The 26303-nt window shown below is 58.9% G+C and carries 21 protein-coding genes; 9 read left to right on the top strand and 12 right to left on the bottom strand.

Translation table 11 applies throughout. The features are described from left to right. Position 1 precedes the first annotated feature (1 nt). The 12 genes from IBX59_RS10910 to IBX59_RS10855 all read right to left on the bottom strand — a co-directional run bounded on the left by IBX59_RS10910 (position 2) and on the right by IBX59_RS10855 (position 16223). Entirely contained in the window at positions 2-1528 is a 1527-nt protein-coding gene (locus tag IBX59_RS10910) for a monovalent cation/H+ antiporter subunit D (RefSeq protein ID WP_296375388.1), read from the bottom strand. Beyond that, entirely contained in the window at positions 1525-1890 is a 366-nt protein-coding gene (locus IBX59_RS10905) for a Na+/H+ antiporter subunit C (RefSeq protein ID WP_296375386.1), read from the bottom strand. The genes IBX59_RS10910 and IBX59_RS10905 overlap by 4 nt, the downstream gene beginning before the upstream one ends. 1 nt (position 1891) lies before the next feature. After that, complete coding sequence (locus tag IBX59_RS10900) at positions 1892-4753, bottom strand: monovalent cation/H+ antiporter subunit A (protein ID WP_296375384.1); 2862 nt, start codon at positions 4751-4753, stop codon at positions 1892-1894. A gap of 479 nt (positions 4754-5232) precedes the next feature. Then, positions 5233-6609, bottom strand: coding sequence for a dihydrolipoyl dehydrogenase (gene lpdA, locus IBX59_RS10895; protein ID WP_296375382.1), 1377 nt, complete (start codon positions 6607-6609; stop codon positions 5233-5235). 11 nt (positions 6610-6620) lie between these two features. After that, positions 6621-7493 (bottom strand): 2-oxo acid dehydrogenase subunit E2, encoded by an 873-nt coding sequence (locus IBX59_RS10890; protein WP_296375380.1) that lies wholly within the window; start codon positions 7491-7493, stop codon positions 6621-6623. A 10-nt stretch (positions 7494-7503) separates the two neighbouring features. After that, positions 7504-8928 (bottom strand): NAD-dependent succinate-semialdehyde dehydrogenase, encoded by a 1425-nt coding sequence (locus tag IBX59_RS10885; RefSeq protein ID WP_296375378.1) that lies wholly within the window; start codon positions 8926-8928, stop codon positions 7504-7506. 15 nt (positions 8929-8943) lie between these two features. Continuing rightward, on the bottom strand, positions 8944-10209 hold the full coding sequence (locus IBX59_RS10880; RefSeq protein ID WP_296375376.1) for a biotin/lipoyl-containing protein: 1266 nt from the start codon (positions 10207-10209) through the stop codon (positions 8944-8946). Continuing rightward, positions 10199-11194, bottom strand: coding sequence for an alpha-ketoacid dehydrogenase subunit beta (locus IBX59_RS10875; protein ID WP_296375374.1), 996 nt, complete (start codon positions 11192-11194; stop codon positions 10199-10201). Before IBX59_RS10875 ends, IBX59_RS10880 begins: the two co-directional genes overlap by 11 nt. A gap of 12 nt (positions 11195-11206) precedes the next feature. Further along, positions 11207-12184, bottom strand: a complete 978-nt coding sequence (locus tag IBX59_RS10870; protein WP_296375371.1) for a thiamine pyrophosphate-dependent dehydrogenase E1 component subunit alpha — start codon at positions 12182-12184, stop codon at positions 11207-11209. Positions 12185-12256: 72 nt separating this feature from the next. Next, on the bottom strand, positions 12257-13567 hold the full coding sequence (locus IBX59_RS10865) for a Xaa-Pro peptidase family protein (RefSeq protein WP_296375370.1): 1311 nt from the start codon (positions 13565-13567) through the stop codon (positions 12257-12259). 55 nt (positions 13568-13622) lie between these two features. Continuing rightward, positions 13623-14432 carry an SDR family oxidoreductase gene (locus IBX59_RS10860; protein WP_296375368.1) on the bottom strand — a complete coding sequence of 270 codons (810 nt, stop codon included), beginning with the start codon at positions 14430-14432 and terminating at the stop codon, positions 13623-13625. A 21-nt stretch (positions 14433-14453) separates the two neighbouring features. Then, positions 14454-16223 carry an extracellular solute-binding protein gene (locus IBX59_RS10855; RefSeq protein WP_296375409.1) on the bottom strand — a complete coding sequence of 590 codons (1770 nt, stop codon included), beginning with the start codon at positions 16221-16223 and terminating at the stop codon, positions 14454-14456. 256 nt (positions 16224-16479) lie between these two features. Between IBX59_RS10855 and IBX59_RS10850 the strand changes: the two genes are divergently transcribed. From IBX59_RS10850 to IBX59_RS10810, 9 genes are all read left to right on the top strand, one after another. Further along, positions 16480-17430, top strand: coding sequence for a sugar ABC transporter substrate-binding protein (locus IBX59_RS10850; protein ID WP_296375365.1), 951 nt, complete (start codon positions 16480-16482; stop codon positions 17428-17430). Positions 17431-17508: 78 nt separating this feature from the next. Further along, a complete protein-coding gene (locus IBX59_RS10845) occupies positions 17509-18306 on the top strand; it encodes an SDR family oxidoreductase (RefSeq protein WP_296375363.1) in 798 nt (265 codons plus the stop codon). A gap of 34 nt (positions 18307-18340) precedes the next feature. Next, positions 18341-19315: an ABC transporter permease gene (locus tag IBX59_RS10840; protein ID WP_296375362.1), complete on the top strand. Its 975-nt coding sequence runs from the start codon at positions 18341-18343 to the stop codon at positions 19313-19315. 12 nt (positions 19316-19327) lie between these two features. Continuing rightward, the gene (locus IBX59_RS10835) at positions 19328-20329 is read left to right on the top strand and encodes an ABC transporter permease (protein ID WP_296375360.1); all 1002 of its coding nucleotides are present in this window, start codon (positions 19328-19330) and stop codon (positions 20327-20329) included. Further along, positions 20326-21837, top strand: coding sequence for a sugar ABC transporter ATP-binding protein (locus IBX59_RS10830; protein ID WP_296375358.1), 1512 nt, complete (start codon positions 20326-20328; stop codon positions 21835-21837). Before IBX59_RS10835 ends, IBX59_RS10830 begins: the two co-directional genes overlap by 4 nt. Positions 21838-21959: 122 nt before the next feature. After that, the gene (locus IBX59_RS10825; protein ID WP_296375357.1) at positions 21960-22679 is read left to right on the top strand and encodes a hypothetical protein; all 720 of its coding nucleotides are present in this window, start codon (positions 21960-21962) and stop codon (positions 22677-22679) included. Continuing rightward, positions 22679-23359: a class I SAM-dependent methyltransferase gene (locus IBX59_RS10820; protein WP_296375355.1), complete on the top strand. Its 681-nt coding sequence runs from the start codon at positions 22679-22681 to the stop codon at positions 23357-23359. Before IBX59_RS10825 ends, IBX59_RS10820 begins: the two co-directional genes overlap by 1 nt. Continuing rightward, a complete protein-coding gene (locus IBX59_RS10815) occupies positions 23356-24012 on the top strand; it encodes a methyltransferase domain-containing protein (protein WP_296375354.1) in 657 nt (218 codons plus the stop codon). Before IBX59_RS10820 ends, IBX59_RS10815 begins: the two co-directional genes overlap by 4 nt. Then, on the top strand, positions 24009-26078 hold the full coding sequence (locus IBX59_RS10810; protein ID WP_296375353.1) for a 3'-5' exonuclease: 2070 nt from the start codon (positions 24009-24011) through the stop codon (positions 26076-26078). Before IBX59_RS10815 ends, IBX59_RS10810 begins: the two co-directional genes overlap by 4 nt. Positions 26079-26303 lie beyond the last annotated feature (225 nt).

Raw genomic sequence — 26303 nt, 5'->3', positions numbered from 1 at the left:
GTCAGCTCTCCTCGTCCTGGTTGCCAAGCACGGCCGAGATGTAGCCCGCCCGGTCGAAAATTTGTGTGGCCGTCCCTTCAAGATAGGCCGTCACCGGGCCTGCGAAAACGGCCAGTGCGGCCAGCATTGCCACAGCGACCATGGCCGGGGCAATTTGGGTTGCCGTCGCTTTTGGCTGTGTCACCGCGTCAGGCTCGGGTGCGTCAACTGCGGTCGATGACCAGAACAGCACGCTTCCGGCGCGGGCAAAGCCGACGATTGTCAATAGTGACCCCGCCAAAATCGCCGTCCATGCCCAGCCAATCAGCCCGGGTGTGCGTATGGCATCAAGCACCACAAGCTTGCCCAGAAACCCGCTGAGTGGCGGCATCCCTGCCATGCCGATCGCTGCCGCAAAGAACAGCGCGGCAAACAGGCCATTTTGCACCGTGACGGGCGCGGGGGCCAGTTTGTCCTGCGTCCGGCGTGTGATGACAAGATCCGCAACAAGGAAAACAGCAGCAGCGGCAAAGGTTGAATGGATCATATAATACAACGCTGCCGTGGTGGCCGTCGGCGTAAAGGCCGAAAGGGCGACCAGCAGCACGCCCATGGACCCGACAACCGAAAACCCGATCAACGGCATCAACCGACGTGCGCCCAGCACCCCGAAACCGCCAACGACGATCGTGATGATGGCGGCGGGAAACAGCCATGTTCCAATCAATCCGTCGGTCGCGGGAATGCCGGGGCCAAAGGCCGTCGTATGCACCCGTAAAATTGAATAGGCGCCCACTTTGGTCATGATGGCAAAAAGGGCCGCAACAGGGGCAGGGGCGTTGGCATAGGTGGCCGGTAGCCAGAACTGCACCGGGAAAATGGCTGCCTTGACCGCAAAGACAATCAACAACAGCATTGCCGCGACCCGCACCAAGGCGGCTTCCTCGACCGGGATTTCAGAGATTTTGGCGGCCAAATCTGCAATGTTCAACGTGCCGGTGCTGGCATAAAGTGTGCCAAGGGCAAACAAGAACAGCGTGGACCCGGCAAGGTTGATAACGATATATTGCAGGCCTGCGCGCATCCGGTCGCGCCCGCCTGCGTGGATCATCAAACCGTAGGATGCGATCAAAAGCACCTCGAAGAACACGAACAGGTTAAAGACATCCCCGGTCAGGAACGCGCCGCAAATCCCCATAATCTGAAACTGGAACAGGGCGTGAAAGTGTTTCCCGCGCGCGTCCCAACCAGTGGCGATGCTATGCGCCAGAACGATCAGCGCAAGGATCGCAGTCAATAACACCATCATCGCCGATAGCCGGTCCAGCACAAGAACAATGCCAAAAGGCGCGGGCCAGTCGCCGAGTTCATAGATCAACGTCTGACCGCCCGCCGCGACAACGACAAAGCCGATCGCAACCGCGAGCAAAAGCACCGCACCCGCGACGGACGCAATCCGCGCCAAGGTGATATCGTGCCGCATGACAAGGACGATGACAGGGGCCAGCAGCGCAGGCAGAACCACGGGAACAATAATCCAGTGCATCATTGCGCGGCGTCCTTGTTCGTTTTGGTGTCGGTATCGTCAGCGGCGATGTTGATCTGATCGCTGTCGGCTTCAAGAAAGGCCGCAAGCCCGATCATGACCAGCACAGCCGTCATGCCGAATGAAATCACGATCGCTGTGAGCGTCAGTGCCTGGGGCAGCGGGTCGGTATAGCTGGCGTCACCATATTTCGACAGAATTGGCGGCAAATTGACTGCAAGCCGTCCGCTGGCGAACAGGAACAAATTCACTGCATATGATAAAAGCGCGATCCCGAGGATCACAGGAAATGTTCTTAACCGCAGCATCAGATAAACGCCGCCCGCTGTCAGCACCCCGACAGCGCTTGCGATGATGAACTCCATGTCAGTGTCCCGCCTTTTTGTCTGTGATCCGGTCTGCCGGATCAAAATCCATGGCGTCGGTGTTGGTTTTTTCGCCAGCCAGCCGTGCCAGCCGCGACAGGCTGTAAAGCATCAGCATCACCGAACCCAGAACGGCAAGGAATACGCCCAGATCAAACAACATCGCTGTGGCGAGTTCGAATTCTTCGATCGGGGGCAGGTTGATATAGGTAAAGGCGCTGGTCAGGAAAGGATAGCCCACCAGCCATGCACCGGCCCCTGTCAGGCCTGCAATGATCACCCCCCAGCCGATCATGGTGTGGTATTCAATCCGCTGCCGGCTCTGTGTCCATGCAAATCCCGAGGCCATATATTGCATCAATAGCGCGATCGCGATGACCAGGCCCGCGACAAAACCACCGCCGGGTTGGTTATGGCCACGCAAGAAAATGTAGATACCGACCATCACGGCAATCGGCATCAATACCCGGGTTACGACAACCATCATTGTCGGGTGTCGGTCACGCGACAGATCATCCACGCGTTCGCTATTGCGCAAGCGTCTGGCTACGGGACCGGTCAGCAATGTTTCCAGTAGGGCGTAAATCACCAACCCCGCGATACCCAGCACGATGATTTCACCGTAAGTGTCATAGCCCCGGAAATCGACAAGGGTTACATTCACCACATTCGTGCCGCCGCCGCCTTCATAGCTGTTGGCCAGGTGGAAGGCAGAAATCGTGCTGATATCGCGCAAAAGAAAGCTGTATGCCAGCGCGCCAATCCCGACGCCCGCCGCAACCGCGATCATCCCGTCGCGCAGCTTCAGCGCTAGCGGGCTTTCCTTTGGGGTGGTTTTGGGCAGGAAATGCAGGGCCAGCAGCAGCAGCATGATCGTCACGGTTTCCACTGAAATCTGCGTCAACGCCAGATCCGGTGCCGAAAGATAGATAAATCCTGCCGATATCGTCAGACCAATCACCCCGATCAGCACAAGTGCCTGAAAACGCGCGTGATGCATCACGACGACAGCGCAAGTGGCCACGACCAGCATCAGCCATCCGATTGCAACAATCGACGGCACCGGCAACATGGCGCGGGTCGGGGCCGTAAGCCCGCCGCCCGAAAATGCAATCACGCCAAGAGCAACTGACGCCACGACAAATATCGCCAGATAGCGGCTGATTGCACCGTTATGCGTTGCCTCTGTGATCCCGCGTGACAGGCCGACAATGGCCGCGACCAGACCGTCAAAGATCGTCTTGGCCTCGGGGCGGGGTGCGGTGATCCATGCCCGGTCCAACGGGCGATGCAGCCACAGAACCACTGCGCCGCCAATCACCGCAAGAATTGACATGTAAAGCGCGGGCGTGATACCGTGCCAGACCTTGAGGTAGATATCAATTTCCGTGCCGGTCACGGCGCTGGCAGCGGCGTTCACGATATCTTGGGCCAGAAACGGCATGACACCGATCAGCACAACAAGCACTGCCAGCAGCGCAGGCGCCGCCCACATGCCAAAGGGCGGGTCATGTGGTTTCTGCGGATAGTCGTCGCGCGCCGGCCCCAGAAACACATGCCCGATAAAGCGCAGCGAATAAGCCACCGACAACAGCGCGCCAATGGTCGCAAGGACCGGAACCGCATAAGGGTTGCCCGCCCATGTGGTGTGCGCGGCTTCCTCGAGCATCAGTTCCTTGGACAGGAAACCGTTGAACAGCGGAATCCCCGCCATTGACAGGGCCGCGACCGTGCCGATCACAAAGGTCACGGGCATCAGGTGGCGCAGGCCACCCAGCCGCTTGATGTCGCGCGTGTGGGTTTCATGGTCCACGATCCCTGCGGTCATGAACAACGCCGCCTTGAACGTCAGGTGGTTGATGATGTGGAACACGGCGGCAATGGCCGCAGCTTGGGTGCCAAAGCCCAAAAGCATCGTCAACAGGCCCAGATGGCTGACCGTGGAAAACGCCAGCAGCGCCTTCAAATCATCCTTGAACAAAGCGATCAACGCACCCAATACCATCGTCACAAGGCCCGTTGTCGCAACAATGTAGAACCACGCATCCGTGCCTGCCAGCACCGGCCACATGCGTGCCATCAGGAATACGCCCGCCTTTACCATCGTGGCCGAATGTAGATAGGCCGACACAGGGGTGGGGGCTGCCATGGCGTGCGGCAACCAGAAATGGAACGGAAACTGCGCCGATTTTGTGAATGCGCCCAGCAGGATCAGGATCAGCGCGGGCAGATACCAGTCGGACGCGCGTATCGCATCACCCGCTTGCAAAATGTCGGTCAGGTTGTAGCTGCCCACAATATTGCCAAGGATCAGCATCCCGCCGATCATCGCCAATCCGCCGCTGCCGGTGACGGCCAGCGCCATGCGTGCGCCTTGGCGGCCTTCGGGAAGGTGCTTCCAAAAACCGATCAGCAAAAATGACGACAGCGACGTCAGTTCCCAAAAAATCAACAACAAAAGGATGTTATCTGACAAAACGATGCCCAGCATCGCCCCCTGAAACAGCAACAAATAGGTATAGAACTGGCCCATCGGATCTTTGCTGGACAGATAGAAGCGCGCATAAAGCGTGATCAACAGCCCCACGCCAAGGATCATCCCCGCAAAAAGAAGCCCCAGACCATCCAGAAAAAACGCCGCCGACAGCCCCAGTTGCGGCAGCCATGCAATTTCTGCCTGTATCACCTCGCCGCGCAAGACGGCCGGTGCAAGGATCATCAGCATGACAAGCGCCAGCGCGGTGGGCACGGCTGTGAATGTTGCGCAGGCTGTGCGGCCTGCACGAATCATAACTCCGGGAACAAGGGCGCCGATGAATGGCAGTAAAGCGATCAGAAAAAGGAGGTTGCCCCCGGCGCTCATGTAAGTGTCCCCCAGTCATTTTTCGCTTTTGCCTGTCATATCCTCAAGCAGCCGGGTTGTAAAATGCCGCCGGTGAAAACATTGCAGGGTTTGTTTGCAGAAACAAATGAGATGCATTCGCAATTGTTCAAGGGCAAACAGCGCCCGATTTGTCGGTTTTTGACACTTTCCACGGCGCTGGCAAATGGCCCAAGGGATCGTGCTTGTCAGATTCATAGAAAAAATACCCCCGTCGTCGGTGGGCATGGTCCGCTGGCGCGCGTCGGGGCGCGCTGGAAAAACTGCGCATCGCGGGCTTTAGGCTATCCATGCAGGATGGAACGCCAGCACCATCGTTGTTGGCCTGCGCGATTTTCCAGCCGTCAAAAACCAGATTGAAATCCAACGATTGCGCGCAGAGCCGCCGTGATCCACTGCGCACACTTTGGTGCGTCGTTCAAAGATGCCCCCGACATGAGTGGTGACAGGCGCGCCAGCGCCTAAAGATCGGTCAGCGTTCCCAATGCCCTTTCGCAAGCAAAGGCTACGGTTTCCGACAGCGTGGGGTGGGCGTGGATGGTCAGCCCGATGTCTTCTAGTGTGGCCCCCATTTCGATGGCCAGCGTGATTTCACCCAGCAATTCACCCGCATTGCGCCCGATGATCGTGCCGCCCAGAATACGCCCGCTGTCAGGATCATAGACCAGTTTGGTCAGCCCGTCGCCCCCGCCCGATGCCAGATTGCGGCCACTGGCGGCCCAAGGAAAGCTGGTGGTTTTCACCTTGCGGCCTTCGGCCTTGGCCTGCGCCTGGGTCAGCCCGACCCACGCCAGTTCGGGGTTGGTATAGGCGACCGAGGGGATCAGCACCGTTTCCAGTGCTGCGCGGTGGCCTGCCGCCACCTCTGCGGTGATATGGCCTTGATGGGTGGCGCGGTGGGCCAGCATCGGGTTGCCGGTCACGTCGCCAATGGCAAAGATATGCGGCTGTTCGGTGCGGCCTGCGTCATCGGCGGCGATCACGCCGCGGTCGCTGACGGCAATCCCTGCAACATCTGCCCCCACCTTGTCGCCATTGGCCCGGCGTCCGACCGACTGGATCACGGCGCCTGCCTTGATCTGCCCGTCATAGACGCCGGTGCAGGTCAGGGTGATCGCGGCCTTGGTCGCTTTCACCACTTGCACCTGCGTGCCGGTTTGGATTGTCACGCCCTGCGTTTCCAGCGCGCTGCGCAGAATTGCGACGGCTTCGGGGTCGGCCCCGGCGGCGATCTGGTCGGCCAGTTCGATGACCGTCACATCAGCCCCCAGTGCAGAATAGATCGTGGCCATTTCCAGCCCGATAATCCCGCCCCCCACGATGGCGAGCGTCTTTGGCACCTCGCGCAGTTCCAATGCTGCCGTGCTGTCCCAGATGCGCGCATCATCCGGCCAGCCGGGCAGTTGCACCGGCGCGGATCCGACAGCGATGACCGCCTTGTCAAATCGCAGTTCCTTGCCGTCGATGTCCACGCTGTTCGCGCCTGTAAATTGTGCTGTGCCTTTGATCGTTGTGACCTTGCGGCGTTTGGCCAGCCCGCCCAATCCGCCGGTCAACTGGCCTACAATATCGTCCTTTTTCGCGCGCAGCGCATCAAGGTCGATCTTGGGCGCGCCAAAACTGATGCCCCAATCGGCCATATGCGCGGCCTCGCGGATGACTTCGGCGGCGTGCAGCAGTGCCTTGGACGGGATGCAGCCTTCGTTCAGGCACACGCCACCCAGTCGGTCGCGGGCATCCACCAGGGTGACAGTCATCCCCAGATCGGCGGCGCGAAAGGCGCAGGCATAGCCGCCCGGCCCCGCGCCGATGACCAGCAGGTCGGTGTGATCACTCATTGTGGCACCCTTTATATCAGCATGTTACGGGGATCGGCGATCAACCCGGCGTAATGGGTCATGAACCGTGCGGCATCCGCCCCGTTGATCACGCGGTGGTCATAGGACAGATCCAGCGGCACCATCGGCACCGGGCGCGGGATGTCGCCGTCCCAGACGGTCACGGCTTCGGTCCGCGTGATCCCAAGGATCGCGACCTCTGGCGGGTTCACGATGGGGGTGAATGCCGTGCCGCCAATGCCACCAAGGTTGGTGATGGTCATCGACGCACCGCCCATGTCATCCGGCCCGATCTTGCGGGCCTGCGCACGCGCGGCCAGATCGGCGATTTCCGCCCCGATCTGCCACAACCCCTTTTGGTCGGCATCGCGGATCGCCGGCACCATCAGCCCGTGGGCCGTGTCCACCGCGATGCCGATATGCACATAATCCTTAAGGATCAGGGTTTGCCCATCCGCCGACAGCGATGCGTTGAACCGGGGAAAGGCGCGCAGCGCGCGGGCAAGGGCCGCCACGTGAAACGCCAGCGCCGTCAGTTTGACACCGCGCGCCTGCGCCTCTGGCTTTAGCGTCTTGCGCAAGGCTTCGATGCCGCTGACGTCGGCGCGGTCGTGGTGTGTGACCGCCGGGATCAGCGTTTGTGCGGCAGCCATGTTACGGGCTGCGACCTGCGCGAAACGGCTCATGGGTTCGGTTGTCACGGGGCCGTAATGGCTGTGGTCCACATCCCAATAGCCGGTGTCGCCGGTGGCGGCAGTGCTGCCACTTTCCAGATCTTCAGGTGCGATCGTGGTGCGGCCAAGCGCCTTGGCTCGTTCTGCGATATCCACGCCCTTTTCACGCGCAAGGCGGCGGGTTGACGGGCTGGCGATGATGTCTGACATGGCTGCCCCCTTACCAACTGGCCGAAATATATTGCGTTTCCATGAATTCCAGCATGCCTTCATGCCCGCCTTCGCGCCCCAACCCCGATTGCTTGGTGCCGCCAAAGGGCGCGGCAGGGTCGCTGACCAGCCCGCGGTTCAGGCCGACCATGCCGTAATCCAGCCGTTCGCAGACCTGCAAGGCGCGCTTGAAATCCGCGCTGAACACATAGGCGACCAGACCGTATTCGGTGTCATTGGAACGCCTGATCGCATCTTCCTGATCGGTAAAGGTCTGGATTGCGGCGACAGGGCCAAAGATTTCGTCTTGCACGCAGTCTGCGGTTTCCGGCACGTTCGACAGCACGGTGGGCGGGTAGAAATAGCCGGTGCCTTCGGGTGTCACGCCGCCACATTCGATTTTGGCCCCTTTGGCCACGGCATCAGCGACAAAGGCGGCCACCTTGTCGCGGGTATCGGCATTGACCAGTGGGCCAACATCGACCGACGGGTCGGTGCCATCGCCCACCTTGAGCGCCGACATTTTTTCGGTCAGACGTTTGGTGAATTCCTCTGCAATGGATTCATGCACATAAATCCGGTTGGCGGCGGTGCAGGCCTCGCCCAGATTGCGCATCTTGGCCAGCATTGTGCCTTCGATCGCGGTGTCCATGTCGGCGTCTTCCAGCACCACAACAGGGGCGTTTCCGCCCAGCTCCATCGCGGGTTTCAGCACCTGATCGGCGGCAGATTTCAAGAGCTTGCGCCCCACGCCCGTCGATCCGGTAAAGCTGACGACGCGCACGCGGGGATCGTGCAGCATATGGTCCACCAGCGCGCCGGTTTTCCGCGATGGCAGCACGTTGACCAGCCCGGGCGGCACGCCGGCCTCTGCCAACAGGGGCATCAGCGCCAGCATCGTCAGCGGCGTTTCCGAGGCGGGTTTGATGATGACAGCACAACCTGCCGCCAGCGCAGGCGCAATCTTGCGGGTGCCCATCGCGGCGGGATAGTTCCAAGGTGTCACCAGCACGGCCAGACCGGCGGGTTTGTGCTGCACCATGATCCGCGCACCCGATGCAGGCGCGTGGGTGATCAAGCCATCGGCGCGCACGGCCTCTTCTGCGAACCAGCGGAAGAATTCAGCGGCATAGGCGGCCTCGCCGCGGGCATCGACACCGGCCTTGCCGTTTTCCAGGGTGATCAGATGGGCGAAATGATCCAAACGCGCGGTCATCAGCTCCCATGCCTTTCGCAAAACCTCGGACCGCGCGCGCGGCGTGCGGGCGGCCCAATCGGCCATTGCGGCCTCGGCGGCGTCTAATGCAGCATCGGCATCGGCGATATCGGCACTGGCCACCGATGCAATCACCTGTTCGGTGGCCGGGTTGATGACGTCAAAGCGGTCGGCGGTCTTGTGCCATGTGCCGTTGATATAAAGATCGGTATGTTCCATGTGGTCCCCCAAGGGTCAAAGCAGGTGGCGAAGCGGTTGCTCCATCCGGCCTGCAAAAGTGGCAAGAAGTGTGATAGCGGCCTGCGCATCCAGTTGGTCGGGCGCACATTCCAGCGTGATGGTCAGGCCGGTTGCGCCGGTCATCACAGTCAGGGCAGGGGCGGTGTCCGCACCCATCGCGATATGGCGCAGCGGCGTGCCGCGCAAATCACGCAAGATCAGATCGGGCGCATCATCGGTCCGGGTGATCCCTGACAGCGACCGCGTCGCCGGCACCGCATAGCTGTGCTGTTGGCCAAACCGTGCGATGGCAACCACGCAAGGCACCGACATGCTGGCCCCCGCCAGACCCGCCAGCAGGGCGTCGGCATCGGTCAGCCCATGCGCCGTGGCGGCCCAATCGGCAAAACCGGCAAAACCGTCCGCGCCGATTTCCGCGGTCAGGCAGCGTGATGCAGCGGCGGCGGTCTGCGCGGGTGCCTTGGCAGGCATTGCGCGCAGTGTTTCCAGATCGGCCATATGATAGGGCTGCGGGTGGCCAGCCTCGGCCAACAGCGACAGATCCAACCCCTGTTCCAGCGCCAGCCTGCGCGCCTTGGGTGAGGCAAGGATGCGCCCGCCCTTTGCCTGCGGTGCGGCGGGTTTTGGGGCCGCTTTGGCTGGCGCGACAGTGGCTTTTGCTTCCGGTTCTTTGGCGGATGGCGTTGCAAGTGCGGATTTCACCGACCGTGTGACCGTCTTGGCGGGTTTTTCCGCGCTGATAATCGCGACTTGCCCCCCGACCGGCACATCCTCTCCGGCTTCGGCCAGCGTGGCGGCAAGGTAGCCGTCGGACCCTGCGGCGACCTCCATCGTGGATTTGTCGGTTTCGACCTCGAACAACACATCATCGGCAGCAACCGCATCGCCGGGGGATTTCAGCCAGTTGACCAAAAGGCCGCTGTCCTGCGCCATACCCAGTTGCGGCATGGTGACGGATTTGCCTGCGGGCAGATCGGCGCTGTCATCAGGGCCGGCGGGTGCAGCAAGTGTGTCATCCTCGGCGCTGTCGGAAATCCGTGCGATGACGGCGCCCACAGGCACGTCTTCGCCTTCAGCGGCAGTCACGCTGGTCAGAAAGCCGCTGGCCTGCGCCTCGACCTCCATCGTGGCCTTGTCGGTTTCGACCTCGAACAAGGCGTCGCCCTTGTCTACGGCGTCGCCGGGGCTTTTGAGCCACGACACGATCTTGCCCGCGTCCTGAGCCATGCCAAGCTGGGGCATTGTCACATCATGCGGCATGTATCATCTCCCCCGCGCACAATTTGCGGGCGTTTTCGGCGACACCTTCGGGGGTTGGCACGGTGATGTCTTCCAGCGCGGGTGAAAACGGGACCGGCACATCCATGGCCCCCATGCGCAGCACGGGTGCGTCCAGATGGTAAAACGCCTTTTCATTCAGGCGACTGGCGATTTCCGCCGTCACGCCATAGCTTTGGTGGCCTTCGTCGATGACAATCGCGCGGCTGGTCTTGCGCACGCTTTCCAGCAATGTCGCCTCGTCCAAGGGCACGATGGTGCGCGGGTCGATCACTTCTGCGCTGATGCCTTCGGCGGCCAGTATTTCGGCGGCTTTTTCAGCGACCTGCACCATGGATGATGTGGCGATAAAGGTAATGTCGGTGCCGGTCCGTTTCACATTCGCGACGCCAAAGGGGATCAGGTATTCTTCTTCCGGCACGGGGGCTTTGTCCTGATACATCAGCTTGTCTTCGAAAATCACGACCGGGTTGTTGTCGCGGATCGCGGTTTTCATCAGGCCCTTGGCCTCATAGGCGGATGACGGCATTGCGACCTTTAGCCCCGGAACATGCGCGACAAGCGCCTGCAACGACTGGCTGTGCTGCGCCGCAGACCGGCGGGTGGCCCCCATATTGGTGCGCAGGACCATCGGCACCGACAGTTTGCCGCCCGACATATAGTGTTGCTTGGCTGCCTGGTTGCACAGCTGGTCCATGACCAGATAGATAAAATCGCCGAACATCAAATCCACAATCGGGCGCGCGCCGGTCATCGCGGCCCCGACCGCAAGCCCGACAAAGCCGGGTTCTGCAATGGGGGTGTCGATGACACGTTCGGTGCCGAATTCCTCGACCAGACCAGACAGCACCTTGAAGGGCGTGCCGGCCTCGGCCACGTCTTCGCCCATCAGGAATACGGTCGGGTCGCGGCGCATTTCTTCGGCGATGGCCTCGTTCACGGCCTGGGACAGGGTGATCTCTCTCATAATTTTCTCTCCTCAGTCCGCGTAAACATGCATGTCCACTTCGGACACATCGGGGTATTTGGCTGCTTCGGCATAGGCGACGGCCTCGGTGGCGTCTTTTTTGATCTCGGCGTTCATCGCCTCGATCTCGTCCTCTGTCGCGATGCCCTGATCAACCAGCCAGGACCGGAACCGCACGATGGGATCGCGGTTTTCTTTCCAATCCTTTTCTTCGTCCTTGGACCGATAGTATTCGCGGTTGATGTCGCCGACATGGTGGCCGTGATAGCGATAGGTTTCCAGTTCGATAAAGAACGGACCTTCGCCCTTGCGACAGCGTGCGACCAGTTTTTGAGTCAGTTCATTGACGGCCAGCACATCCTGCCCATCGACCTTGAACGCCTCGATCCCGAACGCCTCGGCGCGGGCGGTGATGGACCCGGCGGCGATTTCCTCGGTCTTGGTATATTCGGAATAGCCGTTGTTTTCGCAGGCGTAGATGACGGGCAAATGCCAGAGGGCGGCCATGTTCATCACCTCGTATAGCAGGCCCTGCGCCGTCGCGCCGTCGCCAAAGAAACAGACGGTGACATCGTCCTGGCCCAGCAGCTTTGCGCGCAGGGCCGATCCGGTGGCGATGCCCATCGACCCGCCGACGATGGCATTGGCGCCCAGATTGCCGTGGCTTTGGTCGGCGATATGCATCGACCCGCCCTTGCCGCGGCAATAGCCTTCTTCCTTGCCCAGCAGTTCGCAGAACATTTCCTTGAAATTTGCACCCTTGGCGACGCAGTGCCCGTGCCCACGGTGCGTGGATGTGATGCGGTCGTTATCGGTCAGCGCCTCGCAGATACCCACGGCGACAGCTTCTTCGCCGGAATACATATGCGTCAGGCCGGGCATCTTGGCGGACAGATACAGCTGGTTTGCGTTATCCTCGAAGGTGCGGATGCGGACCATCTGGGTGTACATGCGCAGGTAATCTTCGGAATTGGTTTTGGCTTCGGCCATGGACGTTCTCCAAGCAAGGGATGGGTGCGAGCACCCATCCTACGGGGGTAGGATGGGTGATTTCACCCATCATCAATAGCGGTTCGCGATGGGCAGCTCTTCTGCCGGAAACAGGCTGATGACTTCGCAGCCGGTTTCTGTAACGACGACCTCTTCCTCGATCCGGGCGGCGGAATAGCCGTCGGTTGCAGGGCAGTAGGTTTCCAGCGCAAAGACCATACCGGTCTTGATCTCCATCGGGTGATCCATTGACACCGCACGAGAAATGATGGGCCTTTCGTGCAACGCCAGACCCAGACCATGGCCGAATTGAAGCCCAAAGGCCTGATCTTCACTCGCAAAGCCCAGCGATTGGGCTGTTGGCCAGACTTCGGCAACCTTATCGGTGCTCACGCCGGGTTTGATCATCGCGATAGAGGCATCGATCCATTCGCGCGCCTTCACATAGGCGTCGTTCTGCGACGGTGTCGCACGGCCCACGTTGAAGGTGCGGTAATAGCAGGTGCGATAGCCCTGATAACTTTGCAGAATGTCGAAAAACGCCTGATCGCCGGGGCGGATCAGCCGGTCTGTGAAGTTGTGCGGATGCGGGTTGCAGCGTTCGCCGGAAATCGCGTTGATCGCCTCGACGTCGTCTGACCCCATCTCATAAAGCATCTTGTTGGATAGCGCGACGATGTCATTTTCGCGGATGCCCGGTTTCAGTTCCTCGTAGATCATGTGATAGACGCCATCGACCATCGCGGCGGCTTGGGTCAAAAGCTGGATTTCGTCCGTATTTTTGATCTCGCGGGCTGCCAACATGATCTGCTGACCATCGACCACGTTAAGGCCTTCTGCCTGCAACGCATGGAACATTGCCGTTTCGGCATAATCCACACCCACCGGCATGTCCGCCATACCTGCGTCTTTGATCAGGCCCGCGATTTGCTTGGCATACTTCTGCATCAACCCGAATTCAGGCGGGATGGTGCCGCGCATACCGACAACCCCTGCAAGGCAGTGGCTGGGCTCCAGCCAATCGGAGTGACGTTTGTGGTGCTCTGCCGCCGAGCCGAAATCCCAAACATATGGGCTGTCATCGCCGGTCAACAGGCAAAAGCGGCACATCTTGTCGCGTTCCCATTCCCCGATCTTGGTGGCCGAGACATACCGGATATTGTTCACATCGAACAACAGCAGCGTGCCCGCGTTCGAATTTTTCAGTGACTGACGTGTCCGTGCAAGGCGGTAACGACGCAGGCGGTCGTGGTCGATACGGCGTTCAAAATCCACGGACATGTGGCCATGGGCTGGCAGCTTGTCGCGCCATTCCCAATTCGGCTCAAGGTCCTGCGGGGTCAGCAGGTTTGGCATAAGGGCATTGCCCGGACGTTCTGACATAACGGTCTCCCTGGGGGCAAAGGCCCCCGTTTTTCATGATTGAAGCAAAATCGGGTTACTGGATGCACCAGCCGCCATCGATGTGGATCATCTGGCCGGTCATGTAGTCGCTGTCGTCACTGGCAAGGAACGACGCGGTGCCGACGATATCCTTGGGGTAGGATACGCGCTTGATCTGAAGTGCATCGCGCACGATGTCGTCATAGGCCTGACCTTCGCGGTCCTTGAACCCGATTTCGACCAGATCCTTGTCCAGTTGTTCCCACAGCGGTGTCACCACGACGCCGGGGGCGTAACCGTTGACCGTGATGTTATGTTCGGCCAGCCCGATCGCGCCACAATGAGTCAGCGCAAGGCAGCCGTATTTCGAGGTGCAATATACGGTGACATCGACCAGCGGCTTACGCGAGGCAATCGAACCCACGTTGATCAGCTTGTAAGGATGCCCTTCCATCGGACCTTGGGCAATCATCTGGCGGGCGGTTTCTTGCATGCCCAGCCACATCGCCTTGGTATTGACGTTCATGATCATGTCCCAGTTGTCTTCGTCGATATCCATGAAGAACCGGGGTTTGTTCAGGCCCGCGTTGAACAGGCCGACGTTGATCGACCCGAACGCCGCGACGGTGGCTGCGACGGCGCTCGCGTTATCTTCGCGCTTTGTCACATCCATCTTGACCGCGATGGCCTTGCCGTTGCCGGCTGCATTGATGCGGTCCGCGACCTCTTGTGCGGTGTCCAGATCAAGGTCGCCCAGACATACATTTGCGCCCTGTGCGGCAAAGTTTTCAGCGTTTTCAGCACCCATGCCGCGTGCGGCACCAGTGATCAGGATGTTCTTACCTTTAAGGCGATTGGGGTCCATGGTTTCCTCCCTGGGGGTTTTCTAATGTCGTAAGATGTCTTCGGCGCGGGCCTGAACCCGGTCGAGTGCGGCGCGCGGCGTGACGATCCCACGCAGCATGTCGTGCAGTTCGTGGCCGCAGATATTGATGATCTCGGATATTTGCGGAATGGGCGGGCGCGGCCAGAATTGCAGTTCATCGCGCCACGACATCTGATCAAGCAGGCCAAAGATCGGCGACAGGCGCCGCACCTCGGGGTCTGCGCCGACGGAATAGCGCGGCTCTGTCCGGCTGCCGTTCTGGGCGTAGAGTTTTTGCGCGCCGGGTGATGTGAACGTCACCAGCGCCTCGACCGTGTCGTCAATGCGGTCTTCGGCCAGATTGGCGGGGATGCACAGGACATAGCCACCGACTGGTGCAATAGGCGATCCCGCTGGTCCATGCGGATGCGGCAGATAGCCGGTATTACCATGCGCGGGGCTGTTTTCGTCCAGTTCGAAATAAGGGGCGAGCAGCGTATAGCCATAGGCCATTGCAATATGGCCCGCGCCGTAAGGGCGCACCCGTTCATACCATGACATCGACAGGATGTCGGGCGGCGAATAATCCAGCAGTTGCATCAGGTAGTCGGCGGCGTCCAACGCGCGATCGGTGTTCAGTGTGGGGTGAAAGCCACCCTGCGCCAGTTTGTCGGTGTCAAAGCCGCCTGCGATTTTCGGGATGTCGATGATCGGCTGGCCAAAGGCCGCGCAGGTCATCATAAAGGTGTGACCCAGCGCCGTGCCGCGCGCTGCGTTCCACGCCACGCCGTAACGTCCGCGTTGCGGATTGTGGAAATGGCGGGCCGCCTCGATGACGGCATCGGTGGTGGCCGGTGGTTCCAGCCCTGCTTCGGCGAACCAGTCCTTGCGATAGAACATCAGCTCCGGTGTTGTCTGGCTTGGCACGCCATAGGGACGCCCGCCCCAATGTGCGGCGCGCCAACCGGCGGTGTGAAAATCCGCCGGGTCCAGCCGTGAAATATCCATCACCTCGTCCAGCGGTACAATGATCCCTTTTTCCACAAACTCGCCCACCCAGGGCAGATCAACAGCAATTAGGTCATAGCGGCTTTTGGGGCGATCGGCGTTGCGCAACGCCTCGGCGTGCAGCCTGTCGATGGAAAAGGCACGTTGATGGATATTGGTGCCGACAATCTGTTCGAACTGCCGCTTTAACCCTTCCATCACCATGAATGTCGGGTCGCCATGCACCAGTATCCGCAGCCCGCCCGCCAGCTTTAGCGGGTGGGGCAGGGCGCTGGGGGGCGCAATGGCTGCACGCCCTTGCTGGTAAGAACCGCCGAAATAATAATCGCTCGCCTCGGTCGAGGTTTCCGTAATTTCAAACGATCCGCGCACCACCCTGTCAATGCGGTCAGACAGCTGGGTGAACCTGTCCAGCAGGTCTGCGCTGGGATGAAGGGTATAGGTTTTGCCGGTTTTCGTGCGCGGCCGCCGTTCGATCAGGCCCGCATCCTGGATTTCGGCCAGTTTGCGGGTTGCGGTGGCATAGGGCACACCGGCCGCCGACACCATGGATGAAGGCGACACAACGCGCCCGTCAAAATGGCTTTGCAGCAGGTGCAGGATCATGTTCAGATGCGGGTTGGGGGTGGACGGCTCTACCGCGTTATCCAGTTCCATCGCCATGACGGTCAGAAAATTCACCACCCTTTCCAGTTCGGGGCTGGCCGCCGTGGCAGGCATGTTTACAGGTGCCGCGTGGCGGCTTTGTCCATATTGAATTTTTCCTGCTACGGCCTGTTGCATTTTGCCTGACTGGACTGGGGCGATATTGCCCTGTTGCGATTTTTTCATGGTGTTCCCTGTAAATTACCCAAAGTGATATCCGCCCGACACGGGCAAAAAATCCATTTTGGACAAAGTATAATTCAGAATGGATAAATTTATAGCTCTCTTTTTTGTTGAAGTCGCAATGATCACTGCAGCGATTTACCGGGCGATATCCCAAGGCTGGGAGGCGGCCCTAGATCGTGTAAGAATAACCCAGGGGAGGACCCAAAGAATGAAAATGAATATGAAGGTTGCACTGGCCTGCACGACCGCAATGCTGGGTACGGCAGCCGCCGCGCAAACTGTGACCATCGGTATCACGCAGAACAATGTCGGCGTTGACAGCTATCAGACAACGTATGAACGCGCCTTTATTGCCGCAGCCGAAGCCAACCCCGATGTTAACGCGGTTGTGCTGGATGCCGGCGGTGATGTGGCCCGCCAGATCGCCCAGATGGAGGATCTGATCCAGCAGGAAGTCGATGCCATCATCATTTGGCCAACAAACGGTGAGGCCGTGATCCCTGCCGTGCGCAAGGCGCATCAGGCGGGTATCCCCGTTATCGTGACCAATTCGAACATCGCCGAACAGGGCTTTGATTTCGTCGCGTCCTTCTCTGGCCCCGACAACATCACCCAAGGGTCGCGGTCGGCTGAAATCATGTGCGACAAGTTCAAGGATATGGGCATCGAAAACGAAGCCCGCGTGGTGCAGATTTCCGGCCAACCCGGTTATACCACCGCAATCGAACGTCAAAAGGGTTTTGACGACCGCCTGCCAGAGGTCTGCCCCAACGTGACGCTGGTTGAAACCCAGCCGGGTGACTGGAACCGCGAAAAATCACAGCAGGTGATGGAAGCCTTCCTTGTCAAATACGATGACATCGACGGCGTCTATTCCGGTGACGATAATATGGGTGTCGGCGCGCTGAACGCGGCCAAGGCTGCGGGCCGCGAAGGGATCATCTTTGTCGGTGCCACGAACTTTGCTGTGGGTTACGATGCAATGGCCGCTGGTGAATACTGGGGCTCGATCTATCAGTCCCCTGTCGATGACGCAGAGGCCGCGCTGAAAACCGCGATTGACACGCTCAATGGGGTTGAGTTGCCGTTCCTGAACTACTTCGACACGCCGAAGATCACACAGGACAACATGGGCGAATTCACAAAGCCTGTGTTTTAAGACCCTTCCTGAATGCGCGGGGCGGATCCGTCTGCCCTGCGTGTTTCTTAAATATCCATGAAAATAAAAGGGGACGAGATGACGCGAGTCTCGGGACGGTCCTGTATCGTAACTGGTGCGGCGCAGGGCATTGGCCGCGCCATAGGCGAGGCGCTGCTGGATGAAGGCGCGCTTGTTTGCTTTGCCGATATCAACGCTGAAAAAGTGGCCAAAGTGGCGCAGGCAAATGCGCAACGCGCGGCGGATGCTGGCGGGCAGGTCACGCATGCCGCCGTCGATGTGACCGACCGCGCGCAGGTGCGCGCGATGATTGCCCACACGGTCGCGACATTTGGCAGGCTGGATGTGAAATTCAACAATGCCGGTGTGAACAAACCAATGAATTTCCTCGACGTGACCGAGGAAAATTGGCATTTTATCATGGATATCAATGGGCTGGGCTGCATGATCGGAATGCAGGAAGCCGCCCGTCAGATGATCGCCCAAGGCGGCGGTGGCAAGATCATCAATACTGCCAGCATCGCCAGCAGGCAGGGGTTTGATAATGTCGCACCCTATTGCGCCAGCAAATGGGCGGTTGTGTCGCTCACGCAATCGGGTGCGCGTGATCTGGCAAAACATGATATTACAGTTACGGGTTTTGCGCCCGGCGTGGTTGACACCGAAATGTGGGAACAGGTCGATCAGGATCTGATGGGCATCGGCGCGGCGGACCGCCCGGGCCAGGCGATGGAAGAATTTGCGGCGCAAATTCTGAAAGGGCGCGTGGCCAAACCTGCGGATATCACAGGCACGACGACGTTTCTGGCGTCCAAAGACAGCGACTATATGACCGGGCAGATCATCATGATCGACGGGGGCATGACACTGGTGTAGCGGCGCAAGCCACCACCGGGGGAGGGGAGAGACAATGACAGGACCGACAAAGCAGGGCGTAGGGAACTTCCTTGCAAAGCAGGGTATCTTGATCGCCTTTGTGATTTTCATGATCGGTTTCGCGCTGGCCAACCAGCGTTTTATCGCAATGGACAATATTTTTGGCGTGGTTCGGTCGTCGGCCATTCTGGGGGTCATGGCGCTGGGGGTCACCTTTGTGGTGATCGGCGGAAACCTTGATTTGTCGGTCGGGTCGATGATGTCATTTTCGACAATCGTTGTTCTGGATCTGCATGACAAGGTGGGCCCCGCGCTGGCCATTCCGATGATGTTTGCGCTGACGCTGCTTTTGGGGGCCTTTATCGGGTTTCTGGTGGGCTATCTGAAGCTTAATTCGCTGATCGTCACGCTGGGCATGTTATCCGCCATCCACGGGCTGACGCTGACATGGTCGGGCGGCAAGAATATGGATATTGCTGATAAATCAGGAACCTGGTTTTCGTTTTTCGGGCAGGACCGCATCATGGGGATCCCGGTGCCAATCCTGATATTTGCGCTGCTGGCTGTCATCCTCAGCATGGTCTTGTCGAAAACGCCCTTTGGTCGCAAGGTTTACGCGGTGGGCGGCAACGGGCAGGCGGCGACATTTTCCGGCATTCCGCGCGCGCGCATCGTTTTCATGACCTATCTTGTCTCAGCGTTTTGCGTCGCCACTGCGGGGCTGTTGCAGGCCAGCCGTAGCCTTGGCAGCCAGAACACCGTCGGGCAGGGGATGGAACTAGAGGTGCTGGCCGCCGTCATTCTGGGGGGCGCGTCCTTGTTGGGCGGGTCGGGCACGGTGTTCAAAACCGTGATCGGCGTGCTGATCCTTGGGTTTATCCAGAACGGTCTGCTGCTGGTGGGTTTGGATTTCTACGTTCAATACATGGTCACATGGGCGATCATCATCCTTGCCGTCTGGCTGGACGTGGCCGCCAAGCGGGGCCGCCTTTGGTCCCCGATTGCTTGAGGAGTGTCGAAAATGAGCACGCAAAACCGCAAGGACATCATCAAGCAAGGCGGCATCTGGGCCTTTATTGCGGTGGAACTGGCGTTCTTTTCCATTGCTGGCAACTATCTGTCGGTGTCTGAAAAGGCATTCATGGATTTCGACAACATGCTGTTGTTGCTGAAACAATCCGCGCCCATCGGGATCATCGCCTTGGGCATGACGATCATCATGATCAACGGCAATATCGACCTGAGCGTCGGCGCGATTTTTGCGCTATCGGCCATCATGTTGCTGGACAGCATGACATGGCCGTTCATGCAGGCGCTGGGTGATTGGGCAATCCCGCTGGCCTGGGGGTTTGCGTTGCTGACGGGCGTGGTGCTGGGTGCCATCAACGGGTTGATCGTCTGGAAAACCGGCGTTGACGCGTTCATTGTGACGCTGGGGTCGATGCTGGGCTTTCGCGGGCTGGTGTTCATGTATAACGGCGAACAACCCACCAGCCACCTGAACTGGACGCTGGTTGACTTTGCCGAGGCGCAGTTTCTGGGGCTGCACACTGCCACATGGTTCCTGCTGGGCACCGCGTTGATCCTGTGGATTTTGATGACGCGCACGGTGCATGGCCGCAATGCCCATGCCATCGGCAACAACCGCGATGCGGCGGTGAATGCGGGCATTCGCGTCGGGCCGCATTTCATGTGGAATTTCATGCTGATCGGGTTTCTGGCGGCCTTGTCTGCGGTCGTGTTCTATTCCGAAAGCGGATCGGTGAACCCCAATGACGGGATGCTGTATGAACTTTGGGCGATCACCGCGGTGGTGCTGGGTGGCACCAAGCTGGCGGGGGGCTATGGGTCGATCATCTCGACGCTGGGCGGGGTAATTGCCATTCAATTGCTGCGCAAGGGGCTGGGCCATATCGGGGCGGACACGCAGACGGTGAACCTTGTTATAGGTCTGATCCTGATCGCGGTGCTGTTCCTTGATCGCCAGTTGAACCGCAAGGGCCAGGAGGAGTTGAAGATATGACCGAACAGACACCGATTTTGCGGCTTGAAGGCATCGTCAAAACCTTTCCCGGTGTGCGTGCGCTGGATGGCGTATCCTTTGATGTGCGCCCCGGCGAGGTTCACGCCCTGATGGGTGAAAACGGTGCAGGAAAATCAACCCTGATGAAGGTGCTGGGCGGCATCCATGCCCCCAACGAGGGCCAGATTTTTATCGCCGAAGAACCCACGATCATGACATCGCCTATTCAGGCCAAGGCAAAGGGCGTGGTGTTCATCCATCAGGAACTGAGCCTTGCTGGCGAACTGAGCGTGGCCGAGAATATCTTTCTGGGTGAATTGCCGCGCAAATCCTTTGGCCGGGTCGATTGGGCAAAGCTTTATACGGACACCGACAAGATTTTGAAAACGCTGAATGTCAGTTTCAACGCCAGAACCCGTGTTGGTGATCTGTCGATCGCCAACCAGCAGATGGTGGAAATCGGGCGCGCGCTTACGGTCGATCCGCGCGCGGTGATCTTTGACGAACCCACCGCATCGCTGACTGACGCGGAAAAGGTGGTTTTGTTCGACGTGATCGCTGACCTTCAGGCGCGAGGGGTGGGGATCATCTATATTTCCCACCGGATGGAAGAGATTTTCAAGATCACCGACCGTATCAGCGTTCTGCGCGACGGGCAGTATCGCGGCACGCTGAACACCGCTGAAACCAACGAAGATGCGGTTACGCAATTGATGATTGGCCGCAGCCTTGATCTGTCGCGCAACGAAAGTAGCCATGACATGGGCGATGTCGCGCTTGAGGTGCGGGGGTTGAGTTGCGGCAGTCTGTTCAATGACGTCAGTTTTGCAGTGCGCAAGGGCGAGGTGCTGGGCTTTTACGGTTTGGTCGGCGCAGGAAGGACCGAGATTGCAGAAACGATTTTTGGCCTGCGCACCCCTTCTGCGGGCCAAATCCTGCTGAACGGGCAAGAGGTGCGGATCACCTCACCGATTGATGCAATCCGGCTGGGCATTTCGCTGGTGCCAGAGGACCGCAAGGATCAGGGTTTGGTGCTGGGCATGAATTGCCGTGACAACATGACACTGCCCCAGATCGGTGATCTGACCACGGGGCCGTTTGTCAGCAACGGGGCCGAAGTCGCGATTTTTGACCAGTATCGCGACAAACTGGACATTCGCACGCCGGGCTGGCGGCAGACGGTGGGCAACCTGTCTGGGGGCAACCAGCAAAAGATTGTCATCGGCAAATGGCTGTCTATGCGCCCCGAGGTTTTGATCGTCGATGAACCGACGCGTGGCATTGATGTGGGGTCCAAATCGGAAATCCACAACCTGATCCGTGAATTGGCCGCGCAGGGCTATGCTGTCATCGTCATCAGTTCGGAAATGCCCGAGGTGTTGCATGTCTCCGACCGGATCGTCGCGATGTTTTCGGGTGCCGTGATGCGCACGTTCACCGCCGAAGAAGTGACCGAGGATAATCTGGTGCAAGCGATTTCCGGTATTACGCCGCAGAAAGTTGCGTAAAATAAGAAATGTTACCGCTGCTGGCGGCGGGTGTTCTTGATGACGCATTGAAATTTCGGGCGCCAGACTCCATAAGGCCGTTGAAAACCAACCAAATGCCCGGCGGGCAAAAGGGTAACGGCATGCGCAAAATGTTCGAAGAACTTGATTATTGCCCAACGCCGATTGGCGCGCTCAGTCTGCGGCGACGGCATGATCTGCGGCTGGGGGTGGATGTGTGGGAAATCATGCTGGGGCAGGATTTTCTGATGACCAGCCATTTCACAGCCTCCGAAGTCGCGCTTGGCCGTTTGGGTGTCGCCGCCTGCGATGGCGATGCGCTGGATATTGTCGTGGGGGGGCTTGGGCTTGGCTATACCGCCCAGGCGGTCTTGGCGGCCCCTGGCGTGGCCACGTTGCGCGTGGTTGAATACCTCGCCCCGGTAATCGAATGGCATGAAACCGGCATCTTGCCAATGGGGACGCAGCTTGCCGATGATCCGCGCTGTCAGTTCACGCAGGGCGATTTTTTTGCGATGGCCACAGGGACGGGGTTTGACCCCGCCCATTCGGGCCGCCGCTTTGACGCGGTGCTGGCTGATATCGACCATGCGCCGGATCATTTGCTGGATGACCGCAGCGACAGTTTTTACCGTGTTGAGGGGCTGCGCGCGCTAAAGCGGAATTTGAAACCCGGTGGAATTTTTGGGTTATGGTCGGACAAGTTGATAGATGACCGTTTCCTAAGCCGGTTGAGTGAGGCCTTTCCACAGGCTTGGGCGGAACCTGTGACATTTGACAATCCGCTGACCGGCAGGCCGTTTACCCAAACCGTCTATCTGGCCCGAGCCGAGAGGGCATGATGACAGCAAAGCCGGACAGCGCGCGCGCTGCAGCCGTTTGTGCCTGTCCGATGTGTGCTGCCCGGGCGGAACATTTGCTATCGCAAGATGGTCGCGCCTATTATCGCTGTCCGGTCTGTCAGGCGCGATTTCTGGATCCTGCGCACCGTCTGTCGCGCGAAGAGGAATACGCCCATTACCTGCATCATGAAAATGACCCGGCAGATCCCCGCTATCGCAAGTTCCTGTCAAAGCTTGCACGCCCTTTGATGACCCGGTTGGCCGACGGTGCGTCCGGGCTGGACTATGGCTGCGGCCCCGGTCCCGCACTTGCCGCGATGCTGCGCGAGGCGGGGCATGACATGGCTGTTTACGATCCCTTTTTCGCCCCGGATCGCGCACCGCTGGATGCCGTTTATGATTTCGTCACCTGCACCGAAGTCGCCGAACATTTCCATCATCCTGCAACGGAATTCGACCGCCTGCGCAGGTTGGTTGCACCGGGCGGCTGGCTGGCGATCATGACCTGTTTTCAAACAGATGACGCGCTTTTTGCTGATTGGCACTATCGCAAGGATCCGACGCATGTGGTGTTTTATCGGGCCGAGACCTTTCACCACCTCGCCGGCGCTTGGGGGTGGACCTGCGTTGTGCCGGTGAAAGATGTGGCACTGTTGCAGCGCCCAAAGGCAGGCCAATGACAAGCTGGCATCACGCAGAACGGTTGCAGGCCGTGCAGGACGTGGTGCGCGACAGTGGGGCGTGCCGGGTCGTTGACCTTGGGTGCGGGGATGGGGACATGTTTGTGCGCCTGGCCACAAGCCCCGATCTGGTGGAACTGGTGGGGCTTGATATTTGCACCCTGTCATTGGAAAGGTTACGGAACCGGCTGGCAAAAATCGACGTCCTTGTGCCCCGGATCAACGTGCGCGCCGCGTCAATGACAGATCCTGCGCCTGATCTGGCCGGGTTTGATTGCGCGATCCTTGTTGAAACCATCGAACATATCGACCCCGATCGCTTGTCACAGCTGGAACGGGCCTTGTTTCGGGTGATGCGACCAGGCACGGTTGTGATTACGACACCCAATGCCGAATTCAACTCGCTGTTGGGGGTGCCAGCGCACCGGATGCGCCACCCCGATCACCGGTTCGAATGGGACCGCGCCAGGTTTCGCCGCTGGTGCCGGCGGGCGGCCGATCATGCGAATTATGAAACGCGATTTCATGATATTGCCGGGCAACACCCGGCGCTGGGCGGGGCCAGCCAGATGGCGGTGTTCACCCGCACAGACCTGGACGGGCGGCCCCCGGATGGGCGCGATGAAACCAAAGCAAAGATAGATATCGGATGACGACAGACACAGACCAGGAAATCCGCCGCCTGAACGACTGCCTTGGGCGGATCGACGCCAATCTTGGTGAAATCGGACTGCGCGTGCAGGACTACCAGCGGGATATTCAAGCTGCCCATGATCACATGTGGGAAGCCCGGCGCGACATGGACCACCTTGACAAGGTCGCCATGCGCCAGTCCATCGACCAGATGATGCGGTCTTCAGACGTTCTGCGCGCGCAGGCGATCAAGCTGGAAAAGTTGCGTAAATCTCCATATTTCGGGCGATTTGATTTTCGTCGGTCTGACCGGAACGAAACCGCAGCCTTTTACATCGGTATTCATGATTTTCGTGACGAGGACACCCAACAACCATGGGTCTATGACTGGCGCGCGCCGGTGTCATCGTTGTTTTATGACTTTGAAACCGGTCCGGCGCAGTATGATGCGCCGTCAGGCACCATCCCGGGTGATCTGGTTTTGAAACGCCAGTTCCGCATCCGTGACAGCACGATGGATTTCATGCTGGATGTCAGCGTCAACATCGTTGACGACGTGCTCCAAGACGAACTTTCCCGTGCAAGCGACGAGGGGATGAAGAACATTGTCGCCACGATCCAGCGCGACCAAAACGCGATTATCCGCGACGCAGAGGCACACACGCTGATCATTCAGGGTGTTGCAGGGTCGGGCAAGACCTCGATCGCGTTGCACCGGATTGCTTTTTTGCTTTACCGGTTCAAGGATACGATCAGCGCGGCGGACATTTTGATCATTTCGCCCAATCGGGTATTTGCGGATTATATCGGTAACGTGCTGCCCGAATTGGGTGAAGAAACCGTGCCGGAAATCGGGATGGAAACGCTTGCCGCGCAAATTCTGGGCGGTAAAATAAGGTTTCAGACCTTTTTCGAACAAACCGCTTTGCTGTTGGAAACCGATGATGCGGACATGAAGGAAAGGATCCGCGCCAAGGCCGCGCCGGAATTTCTGCGCCAAATCGGATCTTATGCGCAACATTTGGAAAAGATTGCGTTTCAGCCGCGGGATGTCGTGGTGCGCAAACGGCCTCTGCCCGGTTTTGTGTTCGAAACGACATGGGGCAGGCTAAAGCATCTCAATACTGCTGAACGGATCGTTGCTGTTGGGAATGCCGTCATTGACCAGTTTGAAGCGCAATACGGCATTGAGCTGCGCAAGGAAGAACGCGCGGTGATCCGCAATGCCGCGCGCGGGATGGTGCACCGCACCACATTGCGCAACGCATATAAAGACTTCTTCAACTGGATCGGGCAGCCGGAGCTGTTCAAACCGGCAGGCGGCAAACTGGAGTATGCGGATGTTTTCCCGCTGATCTATCTGCAAATGCTGACAGAAGGTGTGGAAAACCCTTATGCAGAGGTCAAACACCTGCTGGTGGATGAAATGCAGGACTATACACCCGTGCAATATGCCGTGCTGGCGCGGTTGTTCAAATGTCGCAAGACAATTCTGGGTGATGCAACGCAATCGGTGAACCCTTACAGCGCCTCGACCCCGGAACGGATTGAACAGGTGTTAGAGGGTGCATGGCGTGTCACATTGAACAAAAGCTATCGCTCAACATGGGAAATCATGCAGTTTGCGCTCAAAATTTCGCCTAATCCGGACTTGATTGCCATGGAACGGCATGGGCCTGAACCGCAGGTGCAGGTGGTCAAGACCCCCCGCGATGCGCTGGCACAGATTTGTAACGAGATGGCAGATTTCAGGGCGTCTGAACATACCAGCCTTGCTGTTCTGGCCAAGACACAAGGGCAGGCCAAACGCCTGCACAAGCAATTGACAGAGGCCGGGGTGGATGCGCGTCTGCTGGAGGAAGGCAGCACAGGTTTTTCGGGGGGCGTGCTGGTTTGCACACCGCATCTGGCCAAAGGTCTGGAATTTGATCGTGTGATCATCCCCGACGCAAGCGCAAAAACCTTTGCCACGGAAATGGATCGCAATCTTCTTTATGTGGCCTGCACCCGTGCGATGCATCAGCTGTGCGTGATTACAGTGGGTGAACCTTCAGGCTTTTTGCCACAGGCAACAGCCGAGCGATGAAACTGACATAACCTGCCCCCGCCGGCTGAAGGGATGGCCCCGGTTGTATTGTGGATGCTGGCCATCGCCGTTTTGATGGTCTTTTGGATGCTTGGCCCGGTTGTTTTTGGCACCAGCTTCTGACTGTGCGCTGGTCCTGTCGTGCAGCGCCCCATGCTTTTTATGGACCGCATCCGGTAGCAGGCAAAAGCAACCATCTATCGTGCGTATGGGGCATGCAAATAT

Source organism: Yoonia sp., from assembly GCF_014859355.1.
Lineage (GTDB): Bacteria > Pseudomonadota > Alphaproteobacteria > Rhodobacterales > Rhodobacteraceae > Yoonia.
This window is presented reverse-complemented; position numbering and strand designations above follow the sequence as displayed.